Source organism: Kribbella pratensis (assembly GCF_004366075.1).
Taxonomy (GTDB): Bacteria; Actinomycetota; Actinomycetes; order Propionibacteriales; family Kribbellaceae; genus Kribbella; species Kribbella pratensis.
This window is the reverse complement of the sequence record NZ_SODU01000002.1, coordinates 444,252-469,336: the sequence shown is the minus strand read 5'-3', so window position 1 is coordinate 469,336 and position 25,085 is coordinate 444,252. Positions and strand designations below refer to the sequence as shown.

The 25,085-nt window shown below is 67.3% G+C and carries 22 protein-coding genes, 2 tRNA genes and 1 pseudogene; 13 read left to right on the top strand and 12 right to left on the bottom strand.

From position 1 onward, the window contains the following. Nucleotides 1-155 precede the first annotated feature (155 nt). The 6 genes from EV137_RS17240 to gyrB form a co-directional block, all read right to left on the bottom strand. A tRNA-Ala gene (locus tag EV137_RS17240) sits at nucleotides 156-231 on the bottom strand. Nucleotides 232-241: 10 nt separating this feature from the next. Beyond that, nucleotides 242-373 (bottom strand): DLW-39 family protein, encoded by a 132-nt coding sequence (locus EV137_RS41450; RefSeq protein WP_238175383.1) that lies wholly within the window; start codon nucleotides 371-373, stop codon nucleotides 242-244. Between the two features lie 34 nt (nucleotides 374-407). Next, nucleotides 408-481 (bottom strand) — tRNA-Ile (locus tag EV137_RS17235). A gap of 107 nt (nucleotides 482-588) precedes the next feature. Beyond that, nucleotides 589-1,446, bottom strand: a complete 858-nt coding sequence (locus EV137_RS41445) for a DUF3566 domain-containing protein (RefSeq protein WP_134129975.1) — start codon at nucleotides 1,444-1,446, stop codon at nucleotides 589-591. Continuing rightward, the gene (gene gyrA, locus EV137_RS17225; protein WP_375372037.1) at nucleotides 1,446-4,040 is read right to left on the bottom strand and encodes a DNA gyrase subunit A; all 2,595 of its coding nucleotides are present in this window, start codon (nucleotides 4,038-4,040) and stop codon (nucleotides 1,446-1,448) included. Before gyrA ends, EV137_RS41445 begins: the two co-directional genes overlap by 1 nt. A 108-nt stretch (nucleotides 4,041-4,148) precedes the next feature. Next, nucleotides 4,149-6,209: a DNA topoisomerase (ATP-hydrolyzing) subunit B gene (gyrB, locus tag EV137_RS17220; protein ID WP_238175382.1), complete on the bottom strand. Its 2,061-nt coding sequence runs from the start codon at nucleotides 6,207-6,209 to the stop codon at nucleotides 4,149-4,151. 354 nt (nucleotides 6,210-6,563) lie between these two features. Here gyrB and EV137_RS17215 point away from each other — a divergent pair, with 354 nt between their 5' ends. The 3 genes from EV137_RS17215 to EV137_RS17205 are packed head-to-tail and all read left to right on the top strand — an operon-like array spanning nucleotide 6,564 to nucleotide 8,358. Next, complete coding sequence (locus tag EV137_RS17215; RefSeq protein WP_133996568.1) at nucleotides 6,564-7,199, top strand: hypothetical protein; 636 nt, start codon at nucleotides 6,564-6,566, stop codon at nucleotides 7,197-7,199. After that, nucleotides 7,196-7,804 (top strand): hypothetical protein, encoded by a 609-nt coding sequence (locus EV137_RS17210; protein ID WP_134129973.1) that lies wholly within the window; start codon nucleotides 7,196-7,198, stop codon nucleotides 7,802-7,804. The genes EV137_RS17215 and EV137_RS17210 overlap by 4 nt, the downstream gene beginning before the upstream one ends. Further along, nucleotides 7,801-8,358, top strand: coding sequence for a hypothetical protein (locus EV137_RS17205; protein WP_134129972.1), 558 nt, complete (start codon nucleotides 7,801-7,803; stop codon nucleotides 8,356-8,358). The genes EV137_RS17210 and EV137_RS17205 overlap by 4 nt, the downstream gene beginning before the upstream one ends. A gap of 12 nt (nucleotides 8,359-8,370) precedes the next feature. Here EV137_RS17205 and EV137_RS17200 read toward each other — a convergent pair whose 3' ends face one another. The 6 genes from EV137_RS17200 to dnaA form a co-directional block, all read right to left on the bottom strand. After that, nucleotides 8,371-9,717 (bottom strand): hypothetical protein, encoded by a 1,347-nt coding sequence (locus EV137_RS17200; RefSeq protein ID WP_133996558.1) that lies wholly within the window; start codon nucleotides 9,715-9,717, stop codon nucleotides 8,371-8,373. Nucleotides 9,718-9,765: 48 nt separating this feature from the next. Continuing rightward, entirely contained in the window at nucleotides 9,766-10,317 is a 552-nt protein-coding gene (locus EV137_RS17195) for a DciA family protein (RefSeq protein ID WP_134129971.1), read from the bottom strand. Next, nucleotides 10,310-11,449 carry a DNA replication/repair protein RecF gene (recF, locus tag EV137_RS17190; RefSeq protein WP_133783829.1) on the bottom strand — a complete coding sequence of 380 codons (1,140 nt, stop codon included), beginning with the start codon at nucleotides 11,447-11,449 and terminating at the stop codon, nucleotides 10,310-10,312. The genes EV137_RS17195 and recF overlap by 8 nt, the downstream gene beginning before the upstream one ends. Before the next feature lies 1 nt (nucleotide 11,450). Continuing rightward, nucleotides 11,451-12,374: a phosphogluconate dehydrogenase (NAD(+)-dependent, decarboxylating) gene (gnd, locus tag EV137_RS17185; protein WP_133996549.1), complete on the bottom strand. Its 924-nt coding sequence runs from the start codon at nucleotides 12,372-12,374 to the stop codon at nucleotides 11,451-11,453. A gap of 26 nt (nucleotides 12,375-12,400) precedes the next feature. Then, nucleotides 12,401-13,546, bottom strand: a complete 1,146-nt coding sequence (dnaN, locus tag EV137_RS17180; protein ID WP_133996546.1) for a DNA polymerase III subunit beta — start codon at nucleotides 13,544-13,546, stop codon at nucleotides 12,401-12,403. A 451-nt stretch (nucleotides 13,547-13,997) separates the two neighbouring features. Beyond that, a complete protein-coding gene (gene dnaA, locus EV137_RS17175; RefSeq protein ID WP_134130824.1) occupies nucleotides 13,998-15,596 on the bottom strand; it encodes a chromosomal replication initiator protein DnaA in 1,599 nt (532 codons plus the stop codon). Nucleotides 15,597-15,923: 327 nt separating this feature from the next. Between dnaA and EV137_RS40590 the strand changes: the two genes are divergently transcribed. The 10 genes and pseudogenes from EV137_RS40590 to EV137_RS17130 all read left to right on the top strand — a co-directional run bounded on the left by EV137_RS40590 (nucleotide 15,924) and on the right by EV137_RS17130 (nucleotide 24,314). Beyond that, nucleotides 15,924-16,352, top strand: coding sequence for a hypothetical protein (locus EV137_RS40590; protein ID WP_166679917.1), 429 nt, complete (start codon nucleotides 15,924-15,926; stop codon nucleotides 16,350-16,352). A gap of 1,238 nt (nucleotides 16,353-17,590) precedes the next feature. Continuing rightward, nucleotides 17,591-17,728 carry a 50S ribosomal protein L34 gene (rpmH, locus tag EV137_RS17170; RefSeq protein ID WP_130386492.1) on the top strand — a complete coding sequence of 46 codons (138 nt, stop codon included), beginning with the start codon at nucleotides 17,591-17,593 and terminating at the stop codon, nucleotides 17,726-17,728. Between the two features lie 26 nt (nucleotides 17,729-17,754). Then, a complete protein-coding gene (gene rnpA / locus EV137_RS17165) occupies nucleotides 17,755-18,096 on the top strand; it encodes a ribonuclease P protein component (protein ID WP_133996540.1) in 342 nt (113 codons plus the stop codon). Further along, nucleotides 18,093-18,407, top strand: coding sequence for a membrane protein insertion efficiency factor YidD (yidD, locus tag EV137_RS17160; RefSeq protein ID WP_311136377.1), 315 nt, complete (start codon nucleotides 18,093-18,095; stop codon nucleotides 18,405-18,407). The genes rnpA and yidD overlap by 4 nt, the downstream gene beginning before the upstream one ends. Nucleotides 18,408-18,416: 9 nt before the next feature. Further along, nucleotides 18,417-19,397 (top strand): annotated as a pseudogene (gene yidC / locus EV137_RS17155) (membrane protein insertase YidC); the annotation flags it as partial. Nucleotides 19,398-19,708: 311 nt separating this feature from the next. Next, complete coding sequence (locus EV137_RS17150) at nucleotides 19,709-20,230, top strand: Jag family protein (protein ID WP_445991793.1); 522 nt, start codon at nucleotides 19,709-19,711, stop codon at nucleotides 20,228-20,230. Between the two features lie 10 nt (nucleotides 20,231-20,240). Continuing rightward, the gene (gene rsmG / locus EV137_RS17145) at nucleotides 20,241-20,912 is read left to right on the top strand and encodes a 16S rRNA (guanine(527)-N(7))-methyltransferase RsmG (protein WP_134129969.1); all 672 of its coding nucleotides are present in this window, start codon (nucleotides 20,241-20,243) and stop codon (nucleotides 20,910-20,912) included. Nucleotides 20,913-21,412: 500 nt separating this feature from the next. Beyond that, nucleotides 21,413-22,348 (top strand): ParA family protein, encoded by a 936-nt coding sequence (locus EV137_RS17140; protein ID WP_305000158.1) that lies wholly within the window; start codon nucleotides 21,413-21,415, stop codon nucleotides 22,346-22,348. Nucleotides 22,349-22,462: 114 nt separating this feature from the next. Further along, complete coding sequence (locus EV137_RS17135; RefSeq protein WP_133996530.1) at nucleotides 22,463-23,428, top strand: ParB/RepB/Spo0J family partition protein; 966 nt, start codon at nucleotides 22,463-22,465, stop codon at nucleotides 23,426-23,428. 100 nt (nucleotides 23,429-23,528) lie between these two features. Then, entirely contained in the window at nucleotides 23,529-24,314 is a 786-nt protein-coding gene (locus EV137_RS17130) for a RibD family protein (protein ID WP_166679915.1), read from the top strand. The last annotated feature ends 771 nt before the right edge of the window (nucleotides 24,315-25,085 follow it).

Genomic DNA, 25,085 nt, shown 5'->3' with positions numbered 1-25,085 from the left:
CGGTCGACGCGCGCTGAGCGCGGGGTGGGTGGGAGCGGCGCGGGGGACGGCGACGGAGGAGCGGCCCGTAGCACCGCAGTGGGCTGACCACAGTTTGCCTGGAGCGCTGCGGCGCCGTACGCACGAAAGTCGGTTGCTCGGGAGCAACCGACTCTTGGTGGAGACGAGGGGACTTGAACCCCTAACCCCTGCCTTGCAAAGGCAGTGCTCTGCCAGTTGAGCTACGCCCCCGTTGGGGTGGTCAGTGGCCCGGGGTTACCGGGTCGGCGACCTCGGCCCAGAGGTCCTTCTCGGCGCGGGACTGCTGGGTCTTCTTGTAGACGAAGTATCCGCCGACGCCGGCCAGCAGCACCAGCATGATCTTTCGCAGCACTGGGACTCCTTGGATCGGGCTTCGAAACAAAAAGTGGGCCTAACTGGACTTGAACCAGTGACCTCTGCCTTATCAGGGCAGCGCTCTAACCGTCTGAGCTATAGGCCCGCGTACTGCGGTGTCGAACCCGGGAGAGATTACCGCACCAAGTGCCCTACTCCCAAACCGGTTCCGGCCGGGCCCACAGTAGCCCCGGCCAGAGCACAAAATCCCGGTCAGTCCTCCGACGCCAGCGTGACTTCGAGGCCGCCGAGGAGCGTGGCGGCGATGTTGTAGAGGAACGATCCGAGGGTCGCGAGTGCCGTGATGATCAGTACGTCGGCGCACGCGAGCAGCGTGGTGAAACCCATCACCTTGCCGGTGTTGACGTAGTTCTCGACCCGGAACGGTTCACCCGCCGGCGTCCCGAGGACCTCCTGGACGGTCGAGTTGATGTTGTCGAACACCCCGGCCGCGCCGATCGCGGACCAGACGATGAAGACCGCGACCCAGGTCACGATGCCGAATGCGATCGCCAGCAGGAACGCCGTCTTCATCACCGACCACGGGTCGATCCGGGACATCCGCAGCCGCGCCTTGCGCGTCTGTGGCCGGCCCGACGCCTTGGCGTCCTTCTGTGCGTGCCGCTCCTGCTTGGCCTCGGCACGCTCGGCCTTGTCGGACTTCACCGCGGCGGCCTTGTCCAGGACGGCCTGACGCGCCGAGTTCATCCGGTCACCGAACGACTCGGTCTTCGCCTCGTTCCCCTCGTACGACGGGGTGCCGGCGGCGGGCGTGGTTGTCGACGGAGGCGACCACGGCTCGGGGCGGCCCGGCGTGCTCGGGGCCGGCTGCTGCGGACGCACCGGCGCGACACCCGGCGTACCGGGGCGTGCCTGCGGGCGGTACTCGGACGGCCGCTGGCCGTTCGGTGTACCTGTCCGTTGGCCGCCGGCGCCGGGAACGCCGTTGGAACGACCGTTGGAAGCCGGGTTGGCCGGGGCAGCTGACGGCTTCCCACCCTGCGCGGCGCGCTGGGATTTGGAGCTGTCGGCCGCACCTTCAGGCCATGTCGGCCTCGCGCGGTTGGTCATCAGTCACCCTCCTGGCCGGCTTCGTCGCCTTCGACGGTAGCCGCGCCGTCCACATCCGTCGAACGCTCGTCATCAGACTGGACGCTCTGAGAGGTGGATTCGGTTGTCGATCCGTCCACATTCTGGGCACCTTCAGCGACAGTACCCTCCTCGGCCGCTTCCGATTCCTCCCCGACGACGGTCAGATCGGTGTTCCGGGCGATCGCGACCACCGCGTCGGACTCGCCGACGCCGGCGAACCGGACGCCCATCGTGTCGCGGCCCTTGACCGGGACGCTGTCGACCCGGCTGCGGACGACCTGACCGCTGGCCTTGATCGCCAGCACCTGGTCCTCGTCGACGACGATGATCGCGCCGACGAGCGAGCCGCGCTCGTCGTTCAGCTTGACCGCCTTGATGCCGAGACCGCCACGGCCCTGCTGCCGGTACTCCGACACCTTCGACCGCTTCGCGTACCCGGCGTCGGTCACCGTGAAGACGAACTGCGAGTCCTCGTCCGCACCCGCCCGGATCACCGACATCGACAGCACCTCGTCGCCGGCCCGGAACTTCATCCCGGTGACGCCGGAGGTGGCCCGGCCCATCGGCCGCAGCTGCTCGTCGTTCGCGGTGAAGCGGATCGACTGGCCCTTCCGGGACACCAGCAGCAGGTCGTCCTCGGCAGTGGCCAGGTCGGCGCCGATCAGCTCGTCGTCCTCCTCGCGGAAGTTGACCGCGATGATGCCGCTCTGCCGCGCCGAGTCGTAGTCCCGCAGCGCGGTCTTCTTGACCAGGCCCCGCTTCGTCGCGAGCACCAGGTAGTCGGACTGCTCGTAGTCGCGCAGCGTCAGGACCTGCGCGATCTCCTCGTCCGGCTGGAACGAGAGCAGGCCGGCGACGTGCGAGCCCTTCGCGTCCCGCGCGGATTCGGGAAGCTGCCACACCTTGGCCCGGTAGACCCGGCCCTTGGTGGTGAAGAACAGCATCCAGTGGTGGTTCGTGGTGGCGAAGAAGTGGCTGATCTCGTCCTCGGCCCGCAGCTGCGCACCCCGGACGCCCTTGCCGCCGCGGTTCTGCGTCCGGTACAGGTCGGTCTTGGTCCGCTTCGCGTACCCGCCGCGGGTGATCGTGACGACCACGTCCTCGTCCGGCACCAGGTCCTGCACCGACAGGTCGCCATCGGCCGCGATGATCTCGGTCCGCCGCTCGTTGCCGTACTTGTCGACGATCTCGGCCAGCTCGTCCTTGACGATCGACCGCTGGCGCACCGGGTTGGCCAGGATGTCCTCGAGGTCCGCGATGATCGCCTCGAGCTCCTGCAACCGCTCGATGATCTTCTGCCGCTCCAGGGCCGCCAGCCGGCGCAGCTGCATGTCCAGGATCGCCTGCGCCTGGATCTCGTCGATCTCGAGCAGCTGGATCAGGCCGGTGCGCGCCTCGTCGACATCCGGGCTACGCCGGATCAGCGCAATCACCTCGTCGAGGGCGTCCAGCGCCTTCACGTACCCGCGGTAGATGTGCGCGTTCTTCTCCGCCTCGCGTAGGCGGAAGCGGGTCCGCCGCTGGATGACCTCGATCTGGTGGTCGATCCAGTGGCTGATGAACAGGTCCACGCTGAGCGTGCGCGGTACGCCGTCGACGAGTGCGAGCATGTTGCAGCCGAAGGTGTCCTGCAGCGGCGTGTGCTTGTAGAGGTTGTTCAGTACGACGCGCGGCTGAGCGTCCCGCTTCAGCACGATGACGAGTCGCTGACCGGTCCGCGACGAGCTGTCGTCACGGATGTCGGCGATGCCGCTCATCTTCCCGGTGTTCACCAGCTCGGCGATCTTCAGCGCCAGGTTGTCCGGGTTGACCATGTACGGCAGCTCGGTGACGACCAGGCTGGTGCGGCCCTTGGCGTCTTCCTCGATGTCGACGACCGCGCGCATCGTGACCGAGCCCCGGCCGGTGCGGTAGGCGTCGTCGATGCCCTTGTAGCCGACGATCAGCGCGCCGTTCGGGAAGTCCGGGCCCTTGATGTTCTGCAGGCAGGCGTCGAGCAGCTCCTCGCGGGTCGCGTCCGGGTGCTCCAGCGCCCAGTCGACGGCGGCCGCGACCTCGCGCAGGTTGTGCGGCGGGATGTTCGTCGCCATGCCGACCGCGATACCGGACGAGCCGTTGACCAGCAGGTTCGGGAAGCGGGCCGGCAGGATCACCGGCTCCTGCGACTTGCCGTCGTAGTTGGGCCGGAAGTCGACCGTCTCCTGGTCGATGTCGCGGACCATCTCCATCGCCAGCGGCGCCATCCGGCACTCGGTGTACCGCATGGCGGCCGCCGGGTCGTTACCCGGCGAACCGAAGTTGCCCTGGCCCTGGATCAGCGGCGCCCGCATCACCCACGGCTGCGCCAGCCGGACCAGGGTGTCGTAGATCGCCGAGTCGCCGTGCGGGTGGTACTGACCCATGACGTCACCGACGACGCGGGAGCACTTGTTGAAGCCGCGGTCCGGCCGGTAACCGCCGTCGTACATCGCATAAAGGATGCGGCGGTGCACCGGCTTCAGGCCGTCACGGACCTCGGGCAGCGCGCGGCCGACGATGACCGCCATCGCGTAGTCGAGGTACGACTGCTGCATCTCGGTCTGCAGGTCGAGGGGCTCGACGCGGTCGTGGCCCGGCGTGGTGGGGGTCTCGGTCATGAAAAAGTCCCGTTCAGATCAGTACGTCGGTGAGCAGCGGCGAGATCAGATGTCGAGGAAGCGGACGTCCTTGGCGTTGCGCTGGATGAAACTGCGCCGCGCCTCGATGTCGTCGCCCATCAGCGTCTGGAACGTCTCGTCGGCACGGATCGCGTCGTCCAGCGTGATCTGCAGCAGCACGCGGTTGGCCGGGTCCATCGTGGTGTCCCACAGCTCGTTCGCGTTCATCTCGCCCAGACCCTTGTAGCGCTGGATCGGGTTCTCCTTGGGCAGCTTCTTGCCCGCCTCGTAGCCGGCCTCGAGCAGTCCGTCGCGCTCACGGTCGGTGTACGCGAGCTCGTCGGGCCCGTTGCTCCAGCGGATCTTGTACAGCGGCGGCTGCGCGGCGTACACGTGACCGCGCTCGATCAGCGGGCGCATGAAGCGGAACAGCAGCGTCAGCAGCAGCGTCCGGATGTGCTGACCGTCGACGTCGGCGTCGGCCATGATCACGATCTTGTGGTACCGCAGCTTCTCCTCGTCGAAGTCCTCGTGGATCCCGGTGCCGAGCGCGGAGATGATCGCCTGGACCTCGTTGTTCTGCAGGACCTTGTCGATCCGGGCCTTCTCGACGTTCAGGATCTTGCCCCGGATCGGCAGGATGGCCTGGAACTTCGGGTCCCGGCCGCCCTTCGCGGAGCCGCCCGCCGAGTCACCCTCGACGATGTAGACCTCGCACTCTTCCGGGTTGGTCGACTGGCAGTCGGCCAGCTTGCCCGGCAGGCCGCCGCCACCCAGCAGGCCCTTGCGGTTGCGGGCCAGGTCGCGGGCCTTGCGGGCCGCGATCCGGGCGCTCGCCGCGGCGGTCGCCTTGCGGATGATCTCGCGACCCTCGGCCGGGTTCTGCTCGAACCACGCGCCGAGCCGGTCGTTCACGACTCGCTGGACGAAGCCCTTCACCTCGGTGTTGCCGAGCTTGGTCTTCGTCTGGCCCTCGAACTGCGGCTCGGCGAGCTTGACCGAGATGATCGCGGTCAGACCTTCCCGGATGTCGTCACCGGTAAGTCTGTCCTCCTTCTTCTTGATCATGCCCTGGTCCTCGCCGAACGAGTTGACCAGTGAGGTGAGAGCGGCGCGGAAGCCCTCTTCGTGGGTACCGCCTTCGTGCGTGTTGATCGCGTTCGCGAAGGTGTGCACCGACTCCTGGAACGAGCCGCTCCACTGCAGCGCGACCTCGAGGCTCATGCTGTTCTCGCCGTTGGCCGCGGCCTCGAACGAGATCACGTCGCGATGCACGGTCTCGCGGATGCCGGTCAGGTACTTCACGTAGTCGACCAGGCCGTTCTCGGCCTTGAAGGACTGCTCGACCGGGTGGCCGTCCTCGGTGTGGTCCGGACGCTCGTCCCGGATCACGATCTCGAGGCCCTTGTTCAGGAAGGCCATCTCGCGGAACCGGGTCGCCAGCGTCTCGTACGAGTACGTCGTGGTCTCGAATACGTCCGGGTCCGCCCAGAAAGTCACGGTCGTCCCGTTCGACTCCGACGTACCGATCTCGGCGAGGTCCTCGTCCGGGACGCCGTGCGTGAAGGACTGCGTGTACAGCTTGCCCTTCAACCGCACGTCGACCTTGAGCCGGGTGGACAGCGCGTTCACGACGGACACACCGACGCCGTGCAGACCACCGGACACCTTGTAGCCACCGCCGCCGAACTTGCCGCCGGCGTGCAGGACCGTCAGTACGACGGTGACGGCCGGCTTGCCCTCGGACTCGACGATGTCGACCGGAATACCGCGGCCGTTGTCCTCGACGCTGACCGCGCCGTCGGGCAGCAGGGTGACGACGATCCGATCGCCGTACCCGGCCATCGCCTCGTCGACGGCGTTGTCGACCACCTCGGTGACGAGGTGGTGCAGGCCGCGCTCACCGGTGGACCCGATGTACATCCCCGGACGCTTGCGCACCGCGTCCAGACCCTCGAGCACCTGGATCGCGCTCGCGTCGTACTCGCGCTCAACGAGGTTCGACGGGATGGCGTCGACCAACGCGGGGAGTTCCTCGCTGGTTGCGGCGGTGCCGATGGGGTCGGCGGACTGGTTGGCGTCGATCTCGGTCGGCTCGTCGGTCACCGGCTGTTGTCCTCCTCGGACCCCGCGTTCGCGAGGCATCGCGGCACAGTTGAGCCGCCCTCCACGGTGATGGCAGAGGTGCGGCTCGCTCTACTCCGTCCATTCTACCCGTCGACCGAAGCAGAACCTGCCACCAGCCGCCCGAAACTCACCTCAGGGCGTCTTTTCTCCCTCATCTCCATGTCCCCTCTCGCGGGTGGGGGGCCAGAAAGCGCTCACGGGCACTCAGTGGCCTCCGGCTGTTTCGCCACTGACCGTTGCGGCACTCACCGGTCCAGACCGCTCAGGCCCGTTCGAGGCGGCCCGGGACGACGGGTGCCCGGCGCGCACCCACCGCCCCTTAGGATCGCAGCCGTGGAAAGTCTCGACGAGGTCATCGACGCGATGATCGCCGACCGGGTGATTCACCGGCACCGGCGGATCTGGTTGCTGCTGATCGCCCTCATCGTGGCGGCTGCCCTGGTGATTCTGGCCACCGGCGGCTGGAAGGAGAAGAAGGGCCGCACGGTCCCGACCCTGGATGCCCCGGCGACGGTGACGGCCGGCCGGTTCGAGTTCAACTTCACCAAGGCGGAGATCGTCCGGAAGCCGAAGACCGACTACAGCAAGGCCGAGACAACACTGCGCGTGTACTTCACCGCGAAGAACATCGACACCGAGGAACAGAAGAGCGAGTCGGTGAGCGGCCGCCTGCTCAAGTTCGTTCCGGGCGGGGGCAAGGACCTGATCGAGTCCAACGGCGGTGACTGCCACGGCGGCCTGAACTGGGAGTTGGTCTACGGACTGCCGCCGGAAGAGTGCAGCACCAAGTTCGACGTCGATCCGGACTTCACTGCCGACGTCGTCGAGATCGGGGTCCTCCAGGAGCACTACGAGGGTGACAACGGCTCGCTCGGACTGAACGAGAAGCCGTACTGGCACAACGAGGATGCGGCGGCCGTCGTACGGCTCAAGCCGACCGTTGTCGTCGACGACGGGAAGAATCGATGAAGCTCTACCGCCCGGCGACCGTCCTGGTCGGCCTGCTGTTCGTCCTCCTCGGCGGGGTGACCCGACTGGCGGGCCCCGACCACGTCTACGGCGAAGACCAGAACCTGAAGGTCGTCCACGGCACCATCGGTGAGGCGCTCCCGTACGCCGGCAGCGGGTCGACGATGAAGGTCATCCGGATCAAGTTCGCCAAATCGATCGTCAGCGCCGATGCGGGTGACGACGACAAGCCGTTCGACACCAACGGCGTCTTCGTGGCGGTCGAATGGGACGCGATCCGCGGCGTGAAGGACCCCGATTCGTTCACCCCGACGCTGATCACCGACGGGGGCAGCGTGTACCAGAAGGTCAGCGACCCCAGCGAGAGCCGAATCGACTTTCCCGACGCCGGCTTCGCGAGCACCGGGACCGTCGTCTTCGAGGCCAACCCGGCCGATCTGAAGGGCCTGACCCTGAGACTCAAGCCCACCATGTTCTTCAACGTGTACAACTCCGAGATCCGCGTCGACCTGGGTGTCCCGACCGAGGCCATCGCCCAGCAGATGGTCGACGGCGCCGTCGACCAGTACGTCGTCAACGACGACGTCACCCGGGTGGCGTCGTGAACCTCGCGAGCCGGGCGAGCCGGCTGGCCGTTCAGATCGCTTTGCTGATCGCCCTGCTGGGCGTGGGGACGTTCACCGTGCTCCATCCGTATCTGAGCGACGGCGAGCGGATCTACAACCAGGGACGGATCGACGAGGTCGTCAGCCAAGGCCCGGTCACGGTCCAGGACATCGAGTGGAAACTGGACTCGATGAAGGCCTACACGTCGATCCTGAACGAGGACGGCGAGGCGATCCAGCTCGACGCACCGGCCGGGTCGATCTTCGTGCTGGCCACGCTCACCGTGACGCCACGCAAGGGACTCCACCTCGACGACCGGGGATTCAGCTGTGACGCGCTGCTGCGGGACAGCAAGGGCAACACCTGGGACGACACCCTGGCGACCGGCTACCCGCTGCCGACCTTCTGCGGCGACGACGACCACCCGTTCACGATCGACAAGCCGGGGAAGGTCGCCAAGGTCTACATCGTCCCGAAGAGCGCCGTACCGAACCTGATCGGCCTGACCGTCGAGGACTTTTACGTCCACCGGCGGGTCCTGATCACTCCCTGACCGCGGCTGCGGTCAGGCGTTCACGGGAACCGGCTGCTTGGCCGGCGGCGGCGCCTTGGCCTCGGCGATCGCCGCCGCCTCGGCGCGCCGCTCGTTGCCGACCGAGATGCACAGGTCGAAGGCGGCCGCCAGAAGCGCGATCCGCAGCGGCTCGAACAGCAGCCGCTGGATCAGGTTCGCGATCTCGTGGTTCATCAGGCCCCAGTACTGGCCGTGGATGCCGAGCATCCGCTGGAACACCACGAACGCCCAGTCGTTACCGAGCACCCAGAACGTGTAGACGAGGCAGACCACGCCGAGGAACACCGGTCCGACCCGGACGAGGAGGCGGAACGCGTTGATCGCGGGGTAGAACTTCTCCCGCACGCCCGCCAGCAGCAGGTCCGGGGCCTTGTAGGTCAGGCCGACCAGCCGGCCCCGCTGCGGCGCCTCCTGCTGCTCGACGTGCGCGCCGAGTCGGCGTTCCAGCCGCGTACCCCGGAACACACCGCCGCCCGAGAGCACGCGGTGACCGAAAACCACGGTGGTGATCGCCAGCCACGTCAGCGGCTCCGCGACGCCCAGCTTGAACAGCGGCCAGAGGGACTCCCAGAAGAAGCCCCAGAGGAACTCGATGCCGGCCGGGATCGGGATGTGGATCTTCTCGAAGAAACCCTTGAAGCCGTCCCACCAGTCCAGCGACCAGTACCAGAACGAGCGGTCCTTGAACCACTCCTTGCCCTGGCCGATCGCGAACGGCGTGATCACGAACGTGAGCAGCACGAAGAAGGCCTCGGCCCAGACCTGGGCGAACTTCACCGGACGGCTCGGCCACCGGTCGTCGATGGCCTGGAACACCCGGCGCAGCACCAGCAGTACGGCGAGCGCGGGCAAGTACCCGTGCCAGTTGTGATTGCCGAGCTTGAAGAAGGACGAGCCAGGCTGCGTCCCGTTCTGGACCATGAACGTCGCGCTCAGTTGACTGACCTGTTCGTCGAAGAAGCCCCACGCCGACCAGACCGCGACCAACGGCAGCAGCGTCACCGCCAGCAACTCCAGCAGGCCACGCTGCGTCGGGTCGGACGTTTCCTCGGCCTCGTTGCTCGCCGCGTCCCGCCAGCGGTAGAGCGACATCGCACAGGTCCGGATCATGCCGACCGACGCGGTGATCTGCAGCAGTACGCCGACCGCGAACAGGCCGGTGCCCAGACTCGAGTGCAGGTGCTGTGCCAGCCAGATCGCGCCCTGCGCGCACACCGTGAACCCGACGAAGCCGGCGAGCCACCAGGTGGTCATGGGCAGGAGGTTCTTCCACCAGAGCCGGAAGGTATCTCCGATCAGGTGGACCATCTCGCGAAAGCCGTCAACGAGCGTACGCATCGCGCCTGATCCTAGGGGAGGGCCGGGTCCTCCCAGCAATTCAGGCCGTTATCCGTAGGTGTCCCGGGGGCCGCGGCCGCCGCGGACGGTGCGGGGACCCTTGCGCCAGGTGTACGTGTTGGGGCCGAGGACCTTCACCTGGGAGACGGTCCCTTCGCCGAGTTCGGCGTTCAGCCGGAAGAGTAGTTGCGGGACCAGCAGGTCGAGCTGGACCTTCCACGCGGTCGACGACGTACGGACGGTCAGCACTGTGTCGTCGTACGACTCCGGCTTGCAGTGTTCGGCCATTTCCGGGCCGACGATGGACGGCCAGCGAGCCATCACACCGTGGACGGCGACGTCGACCTCCCAGCCCTGGTCGCGCATCAGCCGGCCGAGGGTGTTGGTCAGCCGCTGTGGGTCACGGTCGTCGGGGCGGGCGCTGCTGATCTGGGCGCCGCCGATCCGCGGCCGCCGGCGGCGTTTGACCGGAATGATGCCGCCCTTCGCCGCCTGCTGCTTCAGCCGGGCTGCCAGCGATTTCGCCAGCTCCAGGCCCTGCTTGTCGTGAACCTGCTCGCTCTCGGAGCCGCTCTCAGAGGAATCCGGGGGTTCAGGCACGCTGAACGACCCCTTCACCCACCTCGAAGCGCGCCCCGCTCAGCTCATCGGGCACGTCCGCACCGACCGCCGCGGTCACCAGCACCTGCTCGGCCGGCGCGACCAGCTCGGCCAGCCGGTCCCGGCGCTGCGAGTCGAGCTCGGCGAAAACGTCGTCGAGGATCAGCACCGGTTCACCTCCGTCCGCGCGCAGCAGGTCGTACGACGCCAGCCGCAGCGCGAGCGCGAACGACCAGGACTCACCGTGACTCGCATACCCCTTCGCAGGCAAGTCCCCGAGCCCCAGTACGACGTCGTCGCGGTGCGGGCCGACCAGCGACACACCACGGTCGAGCTCGTCCTGCCGCTTGTCCCGCACCGCCGCGAGCAGCACCTCCTCGAGCTGCTCCCGCGACACCACGCCGGGCTCGAGCAGCACGGACGACTTGTACTCGAGCCGCGCATCACCCTTGCCCCGGGCAACAGCGTCGTACGCGCTGGACACCAACGGGCGCAGCGCCTCCAGCAACTCCAGGCGGGTCGCCAGCAGCTCGGACCCGGCGCGTGCCAGGTTCGAATCCCAGACCTCGAGCGTGCGCAACTGGCTCTCGGCGGCACTCGAGCGGTTCTGCCGGCGGGCCTGCGATGCGCTCCGGAGCAACGAGTTCCGTTGCTTCAGCACCCGGTCGTAGTCCTGCCGTACGCCGGCCATCCGCGGTGACCGCAGCGTCAGCAGTTCGTCCAGGAACCGCCGGCGCTCGGACGGATCGCCCTTCACCAGCGCGAGATCCTCCGGCGCGAACAGCACCGTGCGGAGCAGTCCGAGCACTTCGCGTGGCCGCGGCACCGGCGAGCGGTTGACCCGGGCCCGGTTTGCCTTCCCAGGATTGATTTCCAGCTCGACCACCACGTCGCGGTCGTACTGGCTGCGGATCTCCGTCCGCACGATCGCCCGGGTGGCGCCCGCCCGCACCAGCGGTGCGTCGTTCGCCACCCGGTGCGAACCGAGGGTCGCGGTGTAGTGGATCGCCTCGACCAGGTTGGTCTTGCCGTGGCCGTTCGGCCCGACGAAGGACGTCACGCCCGGAGTGAGCTGGACCTCCGCCTGCTGGTAGGACCGGAAGTCGAGCAGACCCAGGGCGGTGACGTACACCTCAGTGCTTGGTCGGCGGTGTCGCGTACGACGGGTCGGCCGCCTCGGCGCCCTTCACCGCGTGCCCGCCGAACTGGTTGCGCATCGCGGCGATCGCCTTCATCGCCGGCGAGTCGTCCTGCCGGGACGCGAACCGGGCGAACAGCGACGCGGCGATGGCCGGCACCGGTACGGCGTTGTCGATCGCGGCCTCGACGGTCCACCGGCCCTCGCCGGAGTCCTCGGCATACCCGCGGATCTTGTCCAGGTGGGTGTCGTCCTTGAGGGCGTTGACCATCAGGTCCAGCAGCCAGGACCGGATCACGGTGCCCTCGCGCCACGACTCGAACGTCTCCGGCACGTTGTCCACGATGTCCGCGGCCTCGAGCAGCTCGAAGCCCTCGGCATACGCCTGCATGATCGCGTACTCGATGCCGTTGTGAACCATCTTCGAGAAGTGTCCGGCGCCGACCTTGCCGGCGTGCACGAACCCGAAGTCGCCCTCGGGCTTCAATGCCTCGAAGATCGGCATCACGATGTCGACGGTCTCCTGGTCACCGCCGCACATCAGCGCGTAGCCGTTCTCCAGACCCCACACTCCGCCGGAGACGCCGCAGTCGACGAAGCGGATGTCCTTCTCGGCGAGCTGGGCGGCACGACGGGTGTCGTCGGTCCAGCGGCTGTTGCCGCCGTCGATGACGATGTCGCCGGGGGAGAGCAGCTCGGCCAGCTCGGTGACGACCGGGTCGATCGCCTGCACCGGGACCATCACCCAGACCACCTTCGGCTGGTCGGTCGCGGTCAGCTTGCCGACCATGTCGGCCAGGTCCTTGGCGTCGGAGATGTCCTGGTTGTGGTCGAATCCGACCACCGTGTGACCGGCGTTGCGGATCCGCTGGCGCATGTTGCCGCCCATCTTGCCGAGACCGACAAGGCCGAGCTCCATCGTGAATCCCCTTGTTCTGTTGGTGTTCAGCTGTTCAGGCGGACCGGCATCAGCACGTAGCGGAACTCGCTGATCGGTTCGCCGTCGAAGTCCCTCACACCGGTCAGTTCGGCCGGCTTCGTGGCCTGCGTGAAGGCCAGGTGCGCAACCGGCGTACCGATCGCGCCGAGACCGTCGAGCAGGTACGTCGGATTGAAGCCTACGGTCACCGGCTCGCCGACGACCCGCGCCTCGAGCGACTCGGACGCCTGCGCCTCGTCACCGCTGCCGGCGTCGAGCGTCACGGTGTCCTCCTCGAAGGTCAACCGGACCGGAGCGTTGCGCTCGGCGACGAGGGCGACGCGCTTGACGGCCTCGACAAGGGTCGCAGTGTCGATCCGGACCCGGGTCGCGATCGCCGCGTCGGTCGGGATGATGCCGCGGACCTTCGGGAACTCGCCGTCCAGCAACCGGGTGGTCGCACGGCGACTGCCGCCGGCCACCTCACCCTCGAAGCCGACGATGCCGTCACCGGTACCGGGCGCGGCCAGCGAGACGATCACGTCGGAGCCGGTCATCGCCTTCGCCGTCTCGGACAGCACACGCGCCGGAATCAGCGCAGCGGCCGAGGCATCGGGGGACTGTGGGTTCCACTCCAGTTCACGGATCGCCAACCGGTAACGGTCGGTGGCCAGCAAGGAGATCGTGGAGCCCTCGATCTCGACCCGGACACCGGTCAGCACCGGCAGCGTGTCCTCACGGCCGGCCGCGGTCACGACCTGCGAGACGGCCTGGGCGAAGACGTCGGCCTTCACCGTGCCGCTGGCCGCCGGAAGCTCCGGAAGGGCCGGATATTCCTCTGTGGGAAGCGTCTGGAGCGTGAAGCGCGAACTGCCACAGGTGACCTGTGCCTTCGCGCCGTCCACCGCGACGTCCACGGGCTGGTTCGGAAGACTCTTGGAGATGTCGGCGACGAGCCGGCCGGAGATCAGGCACTTGCCGGCGTCGGCCACCTGCGCGGGGACCGTCACCCGGACCGAGGTCTCGTAGTCGAAGCCGGACAGGGTGATCTGCCCGTCCTCGGCCTCGACCAGAAGGCCGGCAAGGATCGGGACGCTGGGACGACTGGGCAAACTGCGCGCGGCCCAGGCCACCGACTCGGCCAGTACGTCGCGCTCGACGCGAAACTTCACCGCTGGGTGCCTCCTGTTTCGGCTGTGTGCCAGGCAGATCCTGCCACGGACAAGTGTGCTGTGCGCCAATCGGGCCAGACGTGGCGCTTCGGGCGGGTCGCGTCGTCGTCGTACCGGTCGTGCTTTTCGTGCTTCCGGGAACAGCCTGACAGGTCCGGCAAGCCGGCGCGAGATCGGGGTTTTCCCCAGATCGGGCCGCTCGATCGTTTTGTGGCCTTCGATCTCTCTACAGATTCCATAGTGTTCTTCGCACCGGTGGATACTGTGGAAAAGCTCCGACTTCGCAGGTCAGACCCTGTTTCGGGGTGGGGACGCCGTGTGGACGACGCTCGCTTGTGCTGGGGACGGCCGTGGACGGCGAAATCTGTCCCCACAGCGAATCCACACCCTGACCGGACCTTTCCACGGCGATACCCACAGTTTTCCACAGCTGTGTCCCCAGCCTGTGTGGTTATTGCTGCTTGGCTTGGTGCTTGATCCGGTTGGTCAGTTCGGTGACCTGATTGAAGACGCTGCGCCGTTCCGACATCAGTTGCCGGATCTTCCGTTCGGCGTGCATCACCGTCGTGTGGTCGCGGCCGCCGAACTGCTGGCCGATCTTCGGCAGCGACAGATCGGTCAGCTCGCGGCACAGATACATGGCGATCTGACGGGCCGTCACGAGCACCCGGCTGCGGCTCGAACCGCACAGGTCGTCGATCGAGAGACCGAAGTACGACGCGGTCTGGCCCATGATCATGCTCGCGGTCACCTCGGGCTTGCTGCCTTCGGGGATCAGGTCCTTCAGCACGATCTCGGCGAGACTCAGGTCGACCGGCTGCCGGTTCAGGCTGGCGAACGCGGTGACGCGGATCAGGGCGCCCTCGAGCTCCCGGATGTTCGTCTGCACCTTCGACGCGATGAACTCCAGCACCTCCGGCGGCGCCGTCAGCCGCTCGGTGGCGGCCTTCTTCCGCAGGATCGCGATCCGGGTCTCGAGGTCGGGCGGCTGGATGTCGGTGATCAGGCCCCACTCGAACCGGTTCCGCAGCCGGTCCTCCAGCGCCTCCAGGCGTTTCGGCGCGCGGTCGGAGCTGATCACGATCTGCTTGTTCGCGTTGTGCAGCGTGTTGAAGGTGTGGAAGAACTCTTCCTGGGTCTGGATCTTGCCTTCCAGGAACTGGATGTCGTCGATCAGTAGTACGTCGACATCGCGGTACCGGCGCTGGAACTGGGAGGCCTTGTCGTCGCGGATCGCGTTGATGAAGTCGTTGGTGAACTCTTCGCTGGAGACGTACCGCACGCGGGCGCCGGTGTAGAGACTGCGGACGTAGTGCCCGATCGCATGCAGCAGGTGGGTCTTGCCCAGACCGGAGTCGCCGTAGATCAGCTGTGGGTTGTAGGCCTTGCCCGGCGCTTCCGCGACGGCGACCGCGGCCGCGTGGGCGAAGCGGTTCGAGCTGCCGATGACGAAGGTCTCGAAGGTGTACTTCGGGTTGAGCCGAGCTTCCCCCTGCGCCTCGGTGGCTGACTGCGTCGAGCCGTTCGGCGGCGGGGCGACCGATCCGAGCGGCTGGCCGAACGAGGACTGTTGCGGCTGCTGCTGGTAGTGCTGCGGCGCTTGGGCCGGGGGCTGGCTGAACTGGTTGTCCGGATCCGTCAGGGCGGACTGGATGGTCGGCTGGAACGCTCCGTCTGTGCGAAGCGGTTCGCGTACGGCGGGTTGCTGTTGAGCCGGCTGCATCGGTTGTTGCTGCATCGGCTGCTGTTGTGGTGCGTGCTGGGGGTGCTGTTGTGGGTTCTGCACCGGCTGCTGCGTGTACTGCGGTTGCTGGGGAGCCTGCTGCTCGCGGACCTCCGGGTCGAGGGACGGGTCGACCGTGACTGCGATCCGGATGTCGCGACCGAAGCTCTCGGTGAGGATCCGCTCCAGGTCGGGACGGAGGCGCGTCTCGAGCTGACCGCGGGTGAAGTCGTCGGGTACGGCGACGATCGCGGTGCTCTCGTGCAACGTGACCGGACGCGAGTTGGTCAACCAGGCCCGCTGGTTCGGCGGCAGACCCGCAAGCACCCGAGCCCAAGCCTCCCCAAGATCCGTAACCGCCGGCGCCTGCCCCTGCTGGGGCTGCCCCTGCTGTTGGGGTGCCTGCTGTTGGGGTGCCTGCTGTTGGGGTGCCTGCTGTTGGGGTGCCTGCTGCTGTGGTGCCTGCTGCTGTGGGGCTTGATGATGCGGCGTTTGCTGTTGCGGGGCCTGCTGTGAGCCCGGGTGCTGCGGAGCTGACTGCTGGTCACTCGGCTGCTGGGCGTACTGCGGTTGCTGGGCCGGCTGCTGGTATCCGGACTGCTGAGGAACCGCGTCCTGGGGCGCAGAGTTGTGCGCAGCTGCCGGAAGCGGCTGGTGAGTGGGCTGTTGCGGCACCTGCTGTTGCGGCACGTGCTGTTGCGGCACGTGCTGCTGAGGTGCTTGCGGAGCGTGCTCTTGCTGAGCGTGCTCCTGCGGAGCGTGGTGCTGAGGTGCTTGCTGAGGTGCTTGCTGGGCGTGCTCTTGCGGAGCGTGCTGCTGCGGGACCTGCTGCTGAGCTACGTGCTCTTGCTGTGCCACGTGCTCTTGCTGCGTCACCTGCTCTTGCGGTGCGGTGGGCTCAGCCGGCTGCTGGTCAGGTGTGTGCTCGACAGGTGCCTGCTGAGTCGGCACATGCTGCTCGGGTGCCTGCTGAGTGGGCGCCTGCTGTTCGGGCGCCTGGTGGTCCTGGGTGTGCTGTTCCGGGAGCTGCGCCTCGGAGAAGAGTTGGTCGGTGGCCGGCTCTGGAGCTACAGGCTCGGGTAGGGGGAGCTCGGCTGGACGGTGTTCGGCGGTTGGGTGCGCGGCCGCGCTCTCCTGCGTTGGCCGGCTGTCGGGTGACCACTGGTTGGTGGCTGCATCGTCCACACGTGCCTCCCCCTCGATCGGTACCGCGCCTCGTGCATCGCCGCCCCCAGTACCCCAATCCGTCGTACCCCAGGCGTCGCCCGCACCGGGGTACTGATTGACGGCCGGCGCCGCACCGAAGTACGTCGTACCTGCCGTGGACTGAGCTGGGCCGGACGGAAGATCAGTGGCTGCGCGCTCCAGGTCGGAGCGGTAGCCATAGGGAGACGCGGGCGGTGCGGGGCGGTACCCCGCGGCCGGCGGCTCGGGCATCGGGATCGGAAGCGACGGGCTCAGATAGTCGCCCGGATCCATCCGCGGTGTCGGCGTCTGGGTCGGTGCCGGCGTTGGAGCAGGTGGCTGCAGTGGCCCCACCGGCCCGGTCTCGGCGCGAGGGAGCGGCTCCGGCACGGGCCGGACCTCGGTGCGGAAGTTCGCCTCGGGCTCGGGACGGATGTCGGCGTCGGGTTCGGGCCGAAGGTCCTGCCGGCCGTCCGCGCCGTACTCCGCCCGGTACTCGGGGGTGAATTCCACCGGTGTGAATTCCGCACTGGCGGAATGGTCCTCGACCACGCGTTGCTCCCCGATTTCGTCGCTGCGGTGGCCGGCGCGATCCGGAGTTGATCCCGGGCTGCGCGACCGTTCGACCCGACCACCGTACGGCCTCTGTCCACACGGTTGTCCACAGTTGTGAACGACCGCCGGAGCAAGTTGGTTACCGATCGCGGGGTGTGGGACCTCTGGTGTGAGGGAGTGACGCTAACAAGTCCGAGCAGGCACCTTCAAGCCGTCATCCACAGGCTATGAACAGCAAATTGGGGGCAACCTGCGGCGTGTCGGGTGGACGCCGGAGCGTAGTCGTGGTGCGAAATCGCTCTCTGTCGTCGTTCCGGTCGGACAGTGACGAACACTGGCCCGATCGGTTGCCCACTATCCTGTCCACATGCCTGTGGAAAAGTCTGGGGATACCTGGTTTGACCTGTCCACAAGCAGGCACGTACCGTGGATCGGTCGGTGTTGAGCCGGCCGTTTCGTGCTGCGCTCCCTGCGGGATCTGTTCTCTGGTTCTCCGACGGTGTGCAGGACAGGCACCTTGGACAGATCCAATCAGTGGATTTGTCGACATTTTGTGTTCTCGAGTAACCGGAGTCATTCCAGTGAGCAAGCGGACGTTCCAGCCGAACAACCGTCGTCGGCACAAGAAGCACGGCTTCCGTCTTCGGATGCGTACCCGTGCGGGTCGCGCGATCATCGCCGCCCGCCGTGGCAAGGGTCGTCAGCGCCTCGCGGCCTGAGCGACCCATTTCACGGTGACCACCTCGTGTTGCCCGCGTCGAACCGGTTGCGCCGGTCCGACGACTTCCGTCGCGCCGTCCGGTCCGGACGGCGCGCGGCGCGGCGCGTGGTGGTTCTGCACGTGCTGGCGCAGGCCGGTGAATCCGGCCCGGCGCGCGTCGGATTCGTTGTGAACAAGGCGGTGGGCAATGCGGTTCTGCGGAACCGGGTCCACCGCCGTCTGCGTGCGGTGATGGCCACGCGGCTCTCCGATCTCCCGGCCGGCAGCCTGACCGTCGTCCGCGCGCTCCCGTCGTCCGCCGCGGCGTCGTACGACGAGCTCGCGGCCGACGTCGACGGCGCCCTGAGCCGGGCGCTGCGGCCATGATGCGCGTCAATCCCGTACGCAGCGGGATCATCGGTTTCCTGAAGTTGTACCGGCTGCTGATCAGCCCGCTCTACGGGCAGGTCTGCAGGTTCTACCCGAGTTGTTCGGCGTATGCCTTGGAAGCGGTCGAACGCCACGGTGCGGTGCGCGGTAGCTGGCTGGCGGGGAGACGACTCCTTCGCTGCCACCCGTGGAACCCCGGAGGCTACGACCCCGTTCCTCCCAGAGATGTCGACCAGCGCGGAGAGTCTCTCTCCGCCAACCAGCCCGGACCGTCAGCCGACGCCGGGCCTGTGCAGCGAGGTGTGTGAGTGACTCTTCTGGCCATCCCCGGGCTCGCGGTGTGGGACGGGATCGTAGACCTGTTCAACACGGTGATGACGCCGCTGTACTGGGCCGTATCGGCACTGCTGGTCGGGTGGCACTGGCTGCTCGGCCAGGTGCTCGACCCGAACGGCGGCTGGGCCTGGGCGCTCTCGATCGCCGGCCTGACGATCGTCATCCGGACCCTGCTGATTCCACTGTTCGTCCGGCAGATCCGCTCCAGCCGGAACATGCAACTGCTGCAGCCGAAGATGAAGGAGCTGCAGAAGAAGTACGGCCACGACCGGGAGAAGCTCGGTCAGGAAATGATGAAGCTGTACAAGGAGACCGGGACCAACCCGTTCTCCTCGTGCCTGCCGCTGCTGCTGCAGTCGCCGATCTTCCTGGCCCTGTTCCGCGTGCTCGACTACGCGTCGAAGGGCAAGACGCACAGCAGCATCATGGATCCGCACGTCCAGTCGCTGCAGCATGCGAAGATCTTCGGCGCCGAGATCTCGCAGACCTTCCTGAAGGCGAACGGCGACGGCGCCGGCAACGTCAAGGTCGTCGCGATCGTGCTGATCATCCTGATGACGGCGACGATGTTCACCACGCAGCTGCAACTGATGCGCAAGAACATGCCGAAGGAGGCCCTCACCGGCCAGGCCGCGCAGATGCAGAAGATCATGCTGTACGTCTTCCCGATCTTCTTCCTCGTCGGTGGCTTCAACTTCCCGATCGGTGTGCTGATCTACTGGTTCGTCTCCAACGTGTGGACCATGGGCCAGCAGTTCTACGTGATCCGCCGCAACCCCGCTCCGGGCACTCCGGCGTACGACGCGATGCAGGCCCGGAAGCGCGAGAGCAACCTGCGCCACGGCCGCTCGGCCGACGAGGGCGTCCCGGGTACGGCGGACGAGGGGACCGACACCGAGACCACGGACCGTCGTCCGGCGCAGCGACAGCAGCCGAAGCGGCAGTCGCGCAGCGACCGGAAGACCACCGGTCCGGCGGGAGGTGGCGCGGCCGCGGCGAACAACGGCCAGACGTCCTCGTCGACTCCGGAGGACGCCCCGCGGCCGCAGGACACTCCGAACAAGACTCAGGCCGGTGCTGCCAAGAAGCAGCCGGCCGGCAAGAAGGGTACGGGAGCGAAGCGCCAGCCCGCGGCGAAGTCGGCCGCGCAGAAGAAGGCGGCGCAGAAGCGCTCCGGCGGCTCGCGCTGACCCCGCGGACCCCGAGTTCCTCTCTTGCTTTTGAATGCCCCGGGTCCCCGTGAGGCGGATCCCGACATTGTGAAGGAGTGCCCGTGACTGACGGCATGCAGAACACCGACACGGCGGAGCAGTCCGCCAGTACGAACTCCGGTAGCGACCGCCTGAAGGCGCTCGAGGCCGAGAGCGATATCGCGGCGGACTACCTCGAGGAATTGCTCGACATCGCCGATCTCGACGGCGACATCGACATGGACATCGACGGCGACCGGGCTGCGGTCTCCATCGTCGGCGCCGAGCTGAACAACCTGGTCGGCGAGAACGGCAAGGTGCTGGAGGCGCTCCAGGAGCTGACCCGGCTGGCCGTGTACCGGGAGACCGGTGAGCGGTCGCGGCTGATGCTCGACGTGTCGAACTACCGAGCCAACCGGAAGGCGGAGCTCGAAGAGGTCGGCCGCAAGGCGGTCGAGGAAGCGAAGGCGACCGGCACCCCGGTACGGCTCGACCCGATGACGCCGTTCGAGCGCAAGGTCGTGCACGACGTCGTCGCGGCCGCCGGCCTGACGTCGGAGTCCGAGGGCGAAGAACCCCGCCGCCGCGTGGTGATCCAGCCATGACGATGCCGCAATGACGAATTACGTTTCACGTGAAACACCGCCGCTCGTGGAGAAGCTGTTTCCACGGGCGGCGGTGCCGCTTTCGGTGTACGCCGAGTTGCTGGCGACCGAGGGGACCCTGCGAGGACTGATCGGCCCGCGCGAGGTCCCGCGGCTCTGGGATCGGCACCTGTTGAACTGTGCCTTCGTCGAGCGGCTGATCCCGGAGGAGTCATCGGTCGCCGATGTCGGCACCGGTGCGGGCCTACCGGGCATCGTGCTCGCGATCGTCCGTCCCGATCTCCAGGTTGATCTCGTCGAGCCGTTGCTGCGACGCACCACCTTCCTCGAGGAAGCGGTCGACCTGCTCGAGCTCGAGAACGCGACCGTAGTCCGGGCGAGGGCGGAGGACCTGCCGCCGGCGTCGTACGACGTGGTGACGTCTCGGGCCGTCGCTCCGTTGGCCAAGTTGGCCAGGTGGTGTCTGCCGTTGTGTGTCGAGGGCGGACTCATGCTGGCGATGAAAGGGGCGTCTGCAGAGGAGGAACTGGACGCCTCAGAGCGCGAATTGATGAAGCTCGGCGCAGAGCTTTGTCATATTCACCAACTCGGCGGCGATGAACTGGCCAACCCCACGACTGTGGTGAGTATTGTGGCCGGACGTGCTGCAGGGGGATCCCGGCACGGAAGACACGGGAGGTGAGCGGGTTGGTGAGTCGTGCCCTCGGGTGGCCCGAGAAGAGCACCGGCGTGCCGACGTCGTCACAGGGCATCGGCTGGCCGACCGAACCGGACTCCGCCGTTCAGGTGGTGAGTCAAGAGCCCGCTCCCACTTCCCCAGCACAGACCTCTTCGACACCGGCTGCCGAGCAGCCACCCCTGTCGCCGCCGATCGACACTTCGGGACTCCAGGCCGCTGCGGCAGCCGGTCTCGACGTTCCGGTGGCTGACGACCCGGCGTCCGTTTCACGTGAAACGCCGGACATGCGGGATGATGGTTCCGGGCCCGATTCGGCGTCACTGGTGGACGTCGAGCCGGACCTTTCGGAGTCTCCACCGCCTGTGGATGACGACCACATGAAACTGCCCCCGCAGACGGGAATTCGTCCACAGAAGCCTGTGGACGGAGCTGGGGGTAGACCCGCCCCGACCCCTACAGACATCCTCTTCGGGCCAAGTCCCGCACCTATTGGAATGGGCGCTATGACTGCCGCACAGATCGCCGCGCGGGCCACGTCGGACGAGCTTCAGCGACGACTCCTCGAGACTCCGATCGCCGCCGCGACCGAACGGACCCTGCTGGTGAATGAAGGACGCACGATGGGCCGCGAGTTCCCGCTGCCCGACCAGACCCGAGTCTTCGTCGTCGCCAACCAGAAGGGTGGTGTCGGCAAGACCACGACGACGGTCAACGTCGCAGCCGGCCTCGCTCTGTACGGCGCGAAGATCCTGGTCATCGATCTCGACCCGCAGGGCAACGCGTCGACGGCCCTGGGTATCGACCACGCCGAAGGTACGCCGGGGGTGTACGAGGCGGTCATCGAAGGTGAGCCGCTCGGCAAGCTGATCCAGCCGTGCGCGGAACACCCCGGGATCCAGGTGGTTCCGGCAACGATCGACCTGGCCGGCGCGGAGATCGAGCTCGTCAGCCTGGTGGCGCGGGAGAGCCGGCTGAAGACCGTGCTCGAGGCCTACCTGGCCGAGACCGAGGCCGCCGGTGAGAAGTACGACTACGTCTTCATCGACTGCCCGCCGTCGCTCGGCCTGCTGACGGTGAACGCCCTGACCGCGGCGCGCGAGGTGCTGGTCCCGATCCAGAGCGAGTACTACGCACTGGAGGGCCTGTCGCAGCTGCTCCGCCACATCAACATGGTCAAGTCCCACCTGAACCCCGGGCTCGACGTGTCGACGATTCTGCTGACGATGTACGACGCCCGCACAAAGCTGGCTGGTGAAGTCGCCGCCGAGGTGCGTGGCCACTTCAAGGACGCCGTACTGCGGACCGCCGTGCCGCGTTCGGTGCGGATCTCGGAGGCTCCGAGCCACGGGCAGACCGTGCTCGCGTACGACCCGGCGTCGGCCGGTGCACTGTCCTATCTCGAGGCGTCCCGCGAGATCGCCATGCGGAACAACGCCTGACGCACCGTTTCACGTGAAACGGGACACGAGGGCCGGTACGGGAGTAGCGGAGTCCGGTGTGCGTTGTGGTAGGCCAGCAGTAGCTCAGCAGGATGTCGACCTCGAGGGAGCGCGATGAACACCCGACTCGGACGCGGACTTGGTGCGCTGATCCCCAGCTCGCCGGCGCCTGGCACCACCACTCTCGGCAGCAAGTCGAGCTCGATCCCGGGGGCACCCCCGGTGACGACGCCGGCGGAGCCGCAGGGACCGGAGCTGGCCGCGGTGCCGGGGGCGTCGTTCGCGGAGATCGACGTCGACAAGATCACGCCGAACCCGAAGCAGCCGCGGACGGTCTTCGACGAGGAGGCGATGGAGGAGCTCGTCCACTCCGTCAAGGAGATCGGACTCCTCCAGCCGATCGTCGTACGCCGGCTCGAGGGCGACTCGTACGAGCTCGTCATGGGCGAGCGACGCTGGCGCGCGACGCAGCAGGCCGGGCTCGCGACGATCCCGGCGATCGTGCGGGACACGTCGGACGACGCGATGCTGCGGGACGCGCTCCTGGAGAACCTCCACCGGAGCCAGCTGAACCCACTGGAAGAGGCGGCGGCGTACCAGCAGATGCTCGACGACTTCGGGTGCACGCAGGAAGTCCTCGCGACGCGGATCGGGCGGTCCCGGCCGCAGATCTCCAACACGCTGCGGCTGCTGAAGCTGCCGGCCTCCGTTCAGCGTCGGGTCGCGGCCGGCGTGCTGTCCGCCGGCCATGCGCGGGCGCTGCTCGGTCTTCCCAGCGGAGACGCGATCGAGCGGCTCGCGCAGCGGATCGTTGCCGAGGGCCTGTCGGTGCGGACGGTCGAGGAGATCGTTTCGCTCGGCGACATGAGCGCCGAGGATCCCACACCGGCGCGCCGCCGGAACAAGCCGGTCGCACCGCGGCTGGTCGACTTGGCCGACCGACTCTCCGACCGGTTCGAGACCCGCGTCAAGGTCGACCTCGGCAAGACGAAGGGCAAGATCACCGTCGAGTTCGCCTCGGTGGACGACCTGGAGCGCATCGTCAGCCTGATGGACCCGGGTAAGTCCACCGACGACTGACCTCACCCCCGCGGTCCAGCTGCGAACATGCCTGCCGAATTGTCGGCGGCCGCTGGTAGAACTTGGCGTCCACCCATCCAGCGAGCCGGGGGAGGACGCAGTGCAGAAGCGACCGCGTGTGGTGGTCAACGTGGAGGCGAGTGCCGACGGCAAGGTCGCGCTCACCCGGAACGCACTCTTGATGCATCGGCCAAGTTCGGAACTGTGGGCATCGATGACGCCGCAGTCGCCGGACTCGGTCGCGATCGACGTCATGGAGAGCGTCAGGCAGCGGTATGGGTGTAATGCCGTCCTGGAAGGCAGCGGCAGCCTGGTGAGTGAGGACGAGATCCCTGCCCGGCTGCCCACGTACGACGGCGACCCGGTCGGGCTCTACGAACACTTCCTTCCGGTGGATGTCATCGAGCAGCGGTCGCCGTTGCACATGTGGTTCACCGTCGTCGACAGTCGCGGACGAGTGCGTTGGACGGAGAGACACGAGAACTGGGACGCACTAGTTCTGGTGGCGCGGTCGACTCCCGCGGACTACCTCGGGTACCTCCGCCGGGAACGCATCTGCTACCTCGTTGTCGGCGAAGAGCGTGTCGATCTGAGCCGAGCTGTGGCCGCGATGGGAACGGAACTCGGCGTTACGTGCATCCTGTCGAACGCCGGCGGCGGGTTGAACGGTGCGCTGTTGCGGGCAGATCTGATCGACGAACTGCACCTGAAGCTGGCGCCCGCACTGGTCGGCGGACTCGGGACGCCGTCGGTCATGGACGGATCGCCGCTCGCGGTCGGTGAGTTTCCGACGCGACTGCAGTTGCTCTCGGCGCAGTCGGATGCGGCCGGTGCGGTTCGCCTCCACTACGCCGTACGACGTGAATCCGGAGCCGAGCGGCCGTGAAACGGGGTTGCCGAGGCGGCTCTCGGAGGGATCGGTCTTGGGAATCACAGGGATGTAAGTTCGACGAGATGGCTTAGGATCGCGCTCACAGAGCTAGTTCGTGGTGCGAACTAGTGCAATAGATCGCCAGGGAGATATGTCGACAAATCAATGTCGACACTTGACGCAATGTTTCATGTGAAACATTGCGTGGCGGGTGGGTTGAGAAGGTGGGTGCCGCCCACTCCGCGCGGGTGTCGGCCAGGTGTCCTGTCCGGCGCTGGAGGGTTGTCGAACGCGAACACCCCGTAGTACGACCGCCGCTCGCTCTAGCAGAACAGCCGCTCTAGCAGAACAGCCGCTCTAGCAGGACAGCCGCTCCAGCGGGACAGCCGCTCTCCAGCGGGGGTAGCGCGGCCATCGATATCGAGTCCACGACGGCCTTGTGCAGATCGCGGGTCAAGCTCTGCATTCGAGTGGACCGAGTCGTCGACCGCGGAGCAGTACGCGGGCGGATTCGAGGGCGGGGGCTGCGGTGGGGCACAGGTGGAGGGTGGGAACAGGAAACGGCTACTGGGGACCTGAAATAGCAGGTGCCCAGTAGCCGCTTCCTGTCCCCAGTCCCGACCGCCGTCGTCCGCGTCGTGCACCGCGCCTCCGGTTCCTGTGTCTCGCGCCCCTGGGCTCGCGCCCCTGGGCTCGCGCCCCTGTGTCTCGCGTGCTGCGCCCCCGTGTCTCGCGTGCTGCGCCGCGGGCCTCGCGTGCTGCGCCGCGGATCTCGCGTGCTGCGCG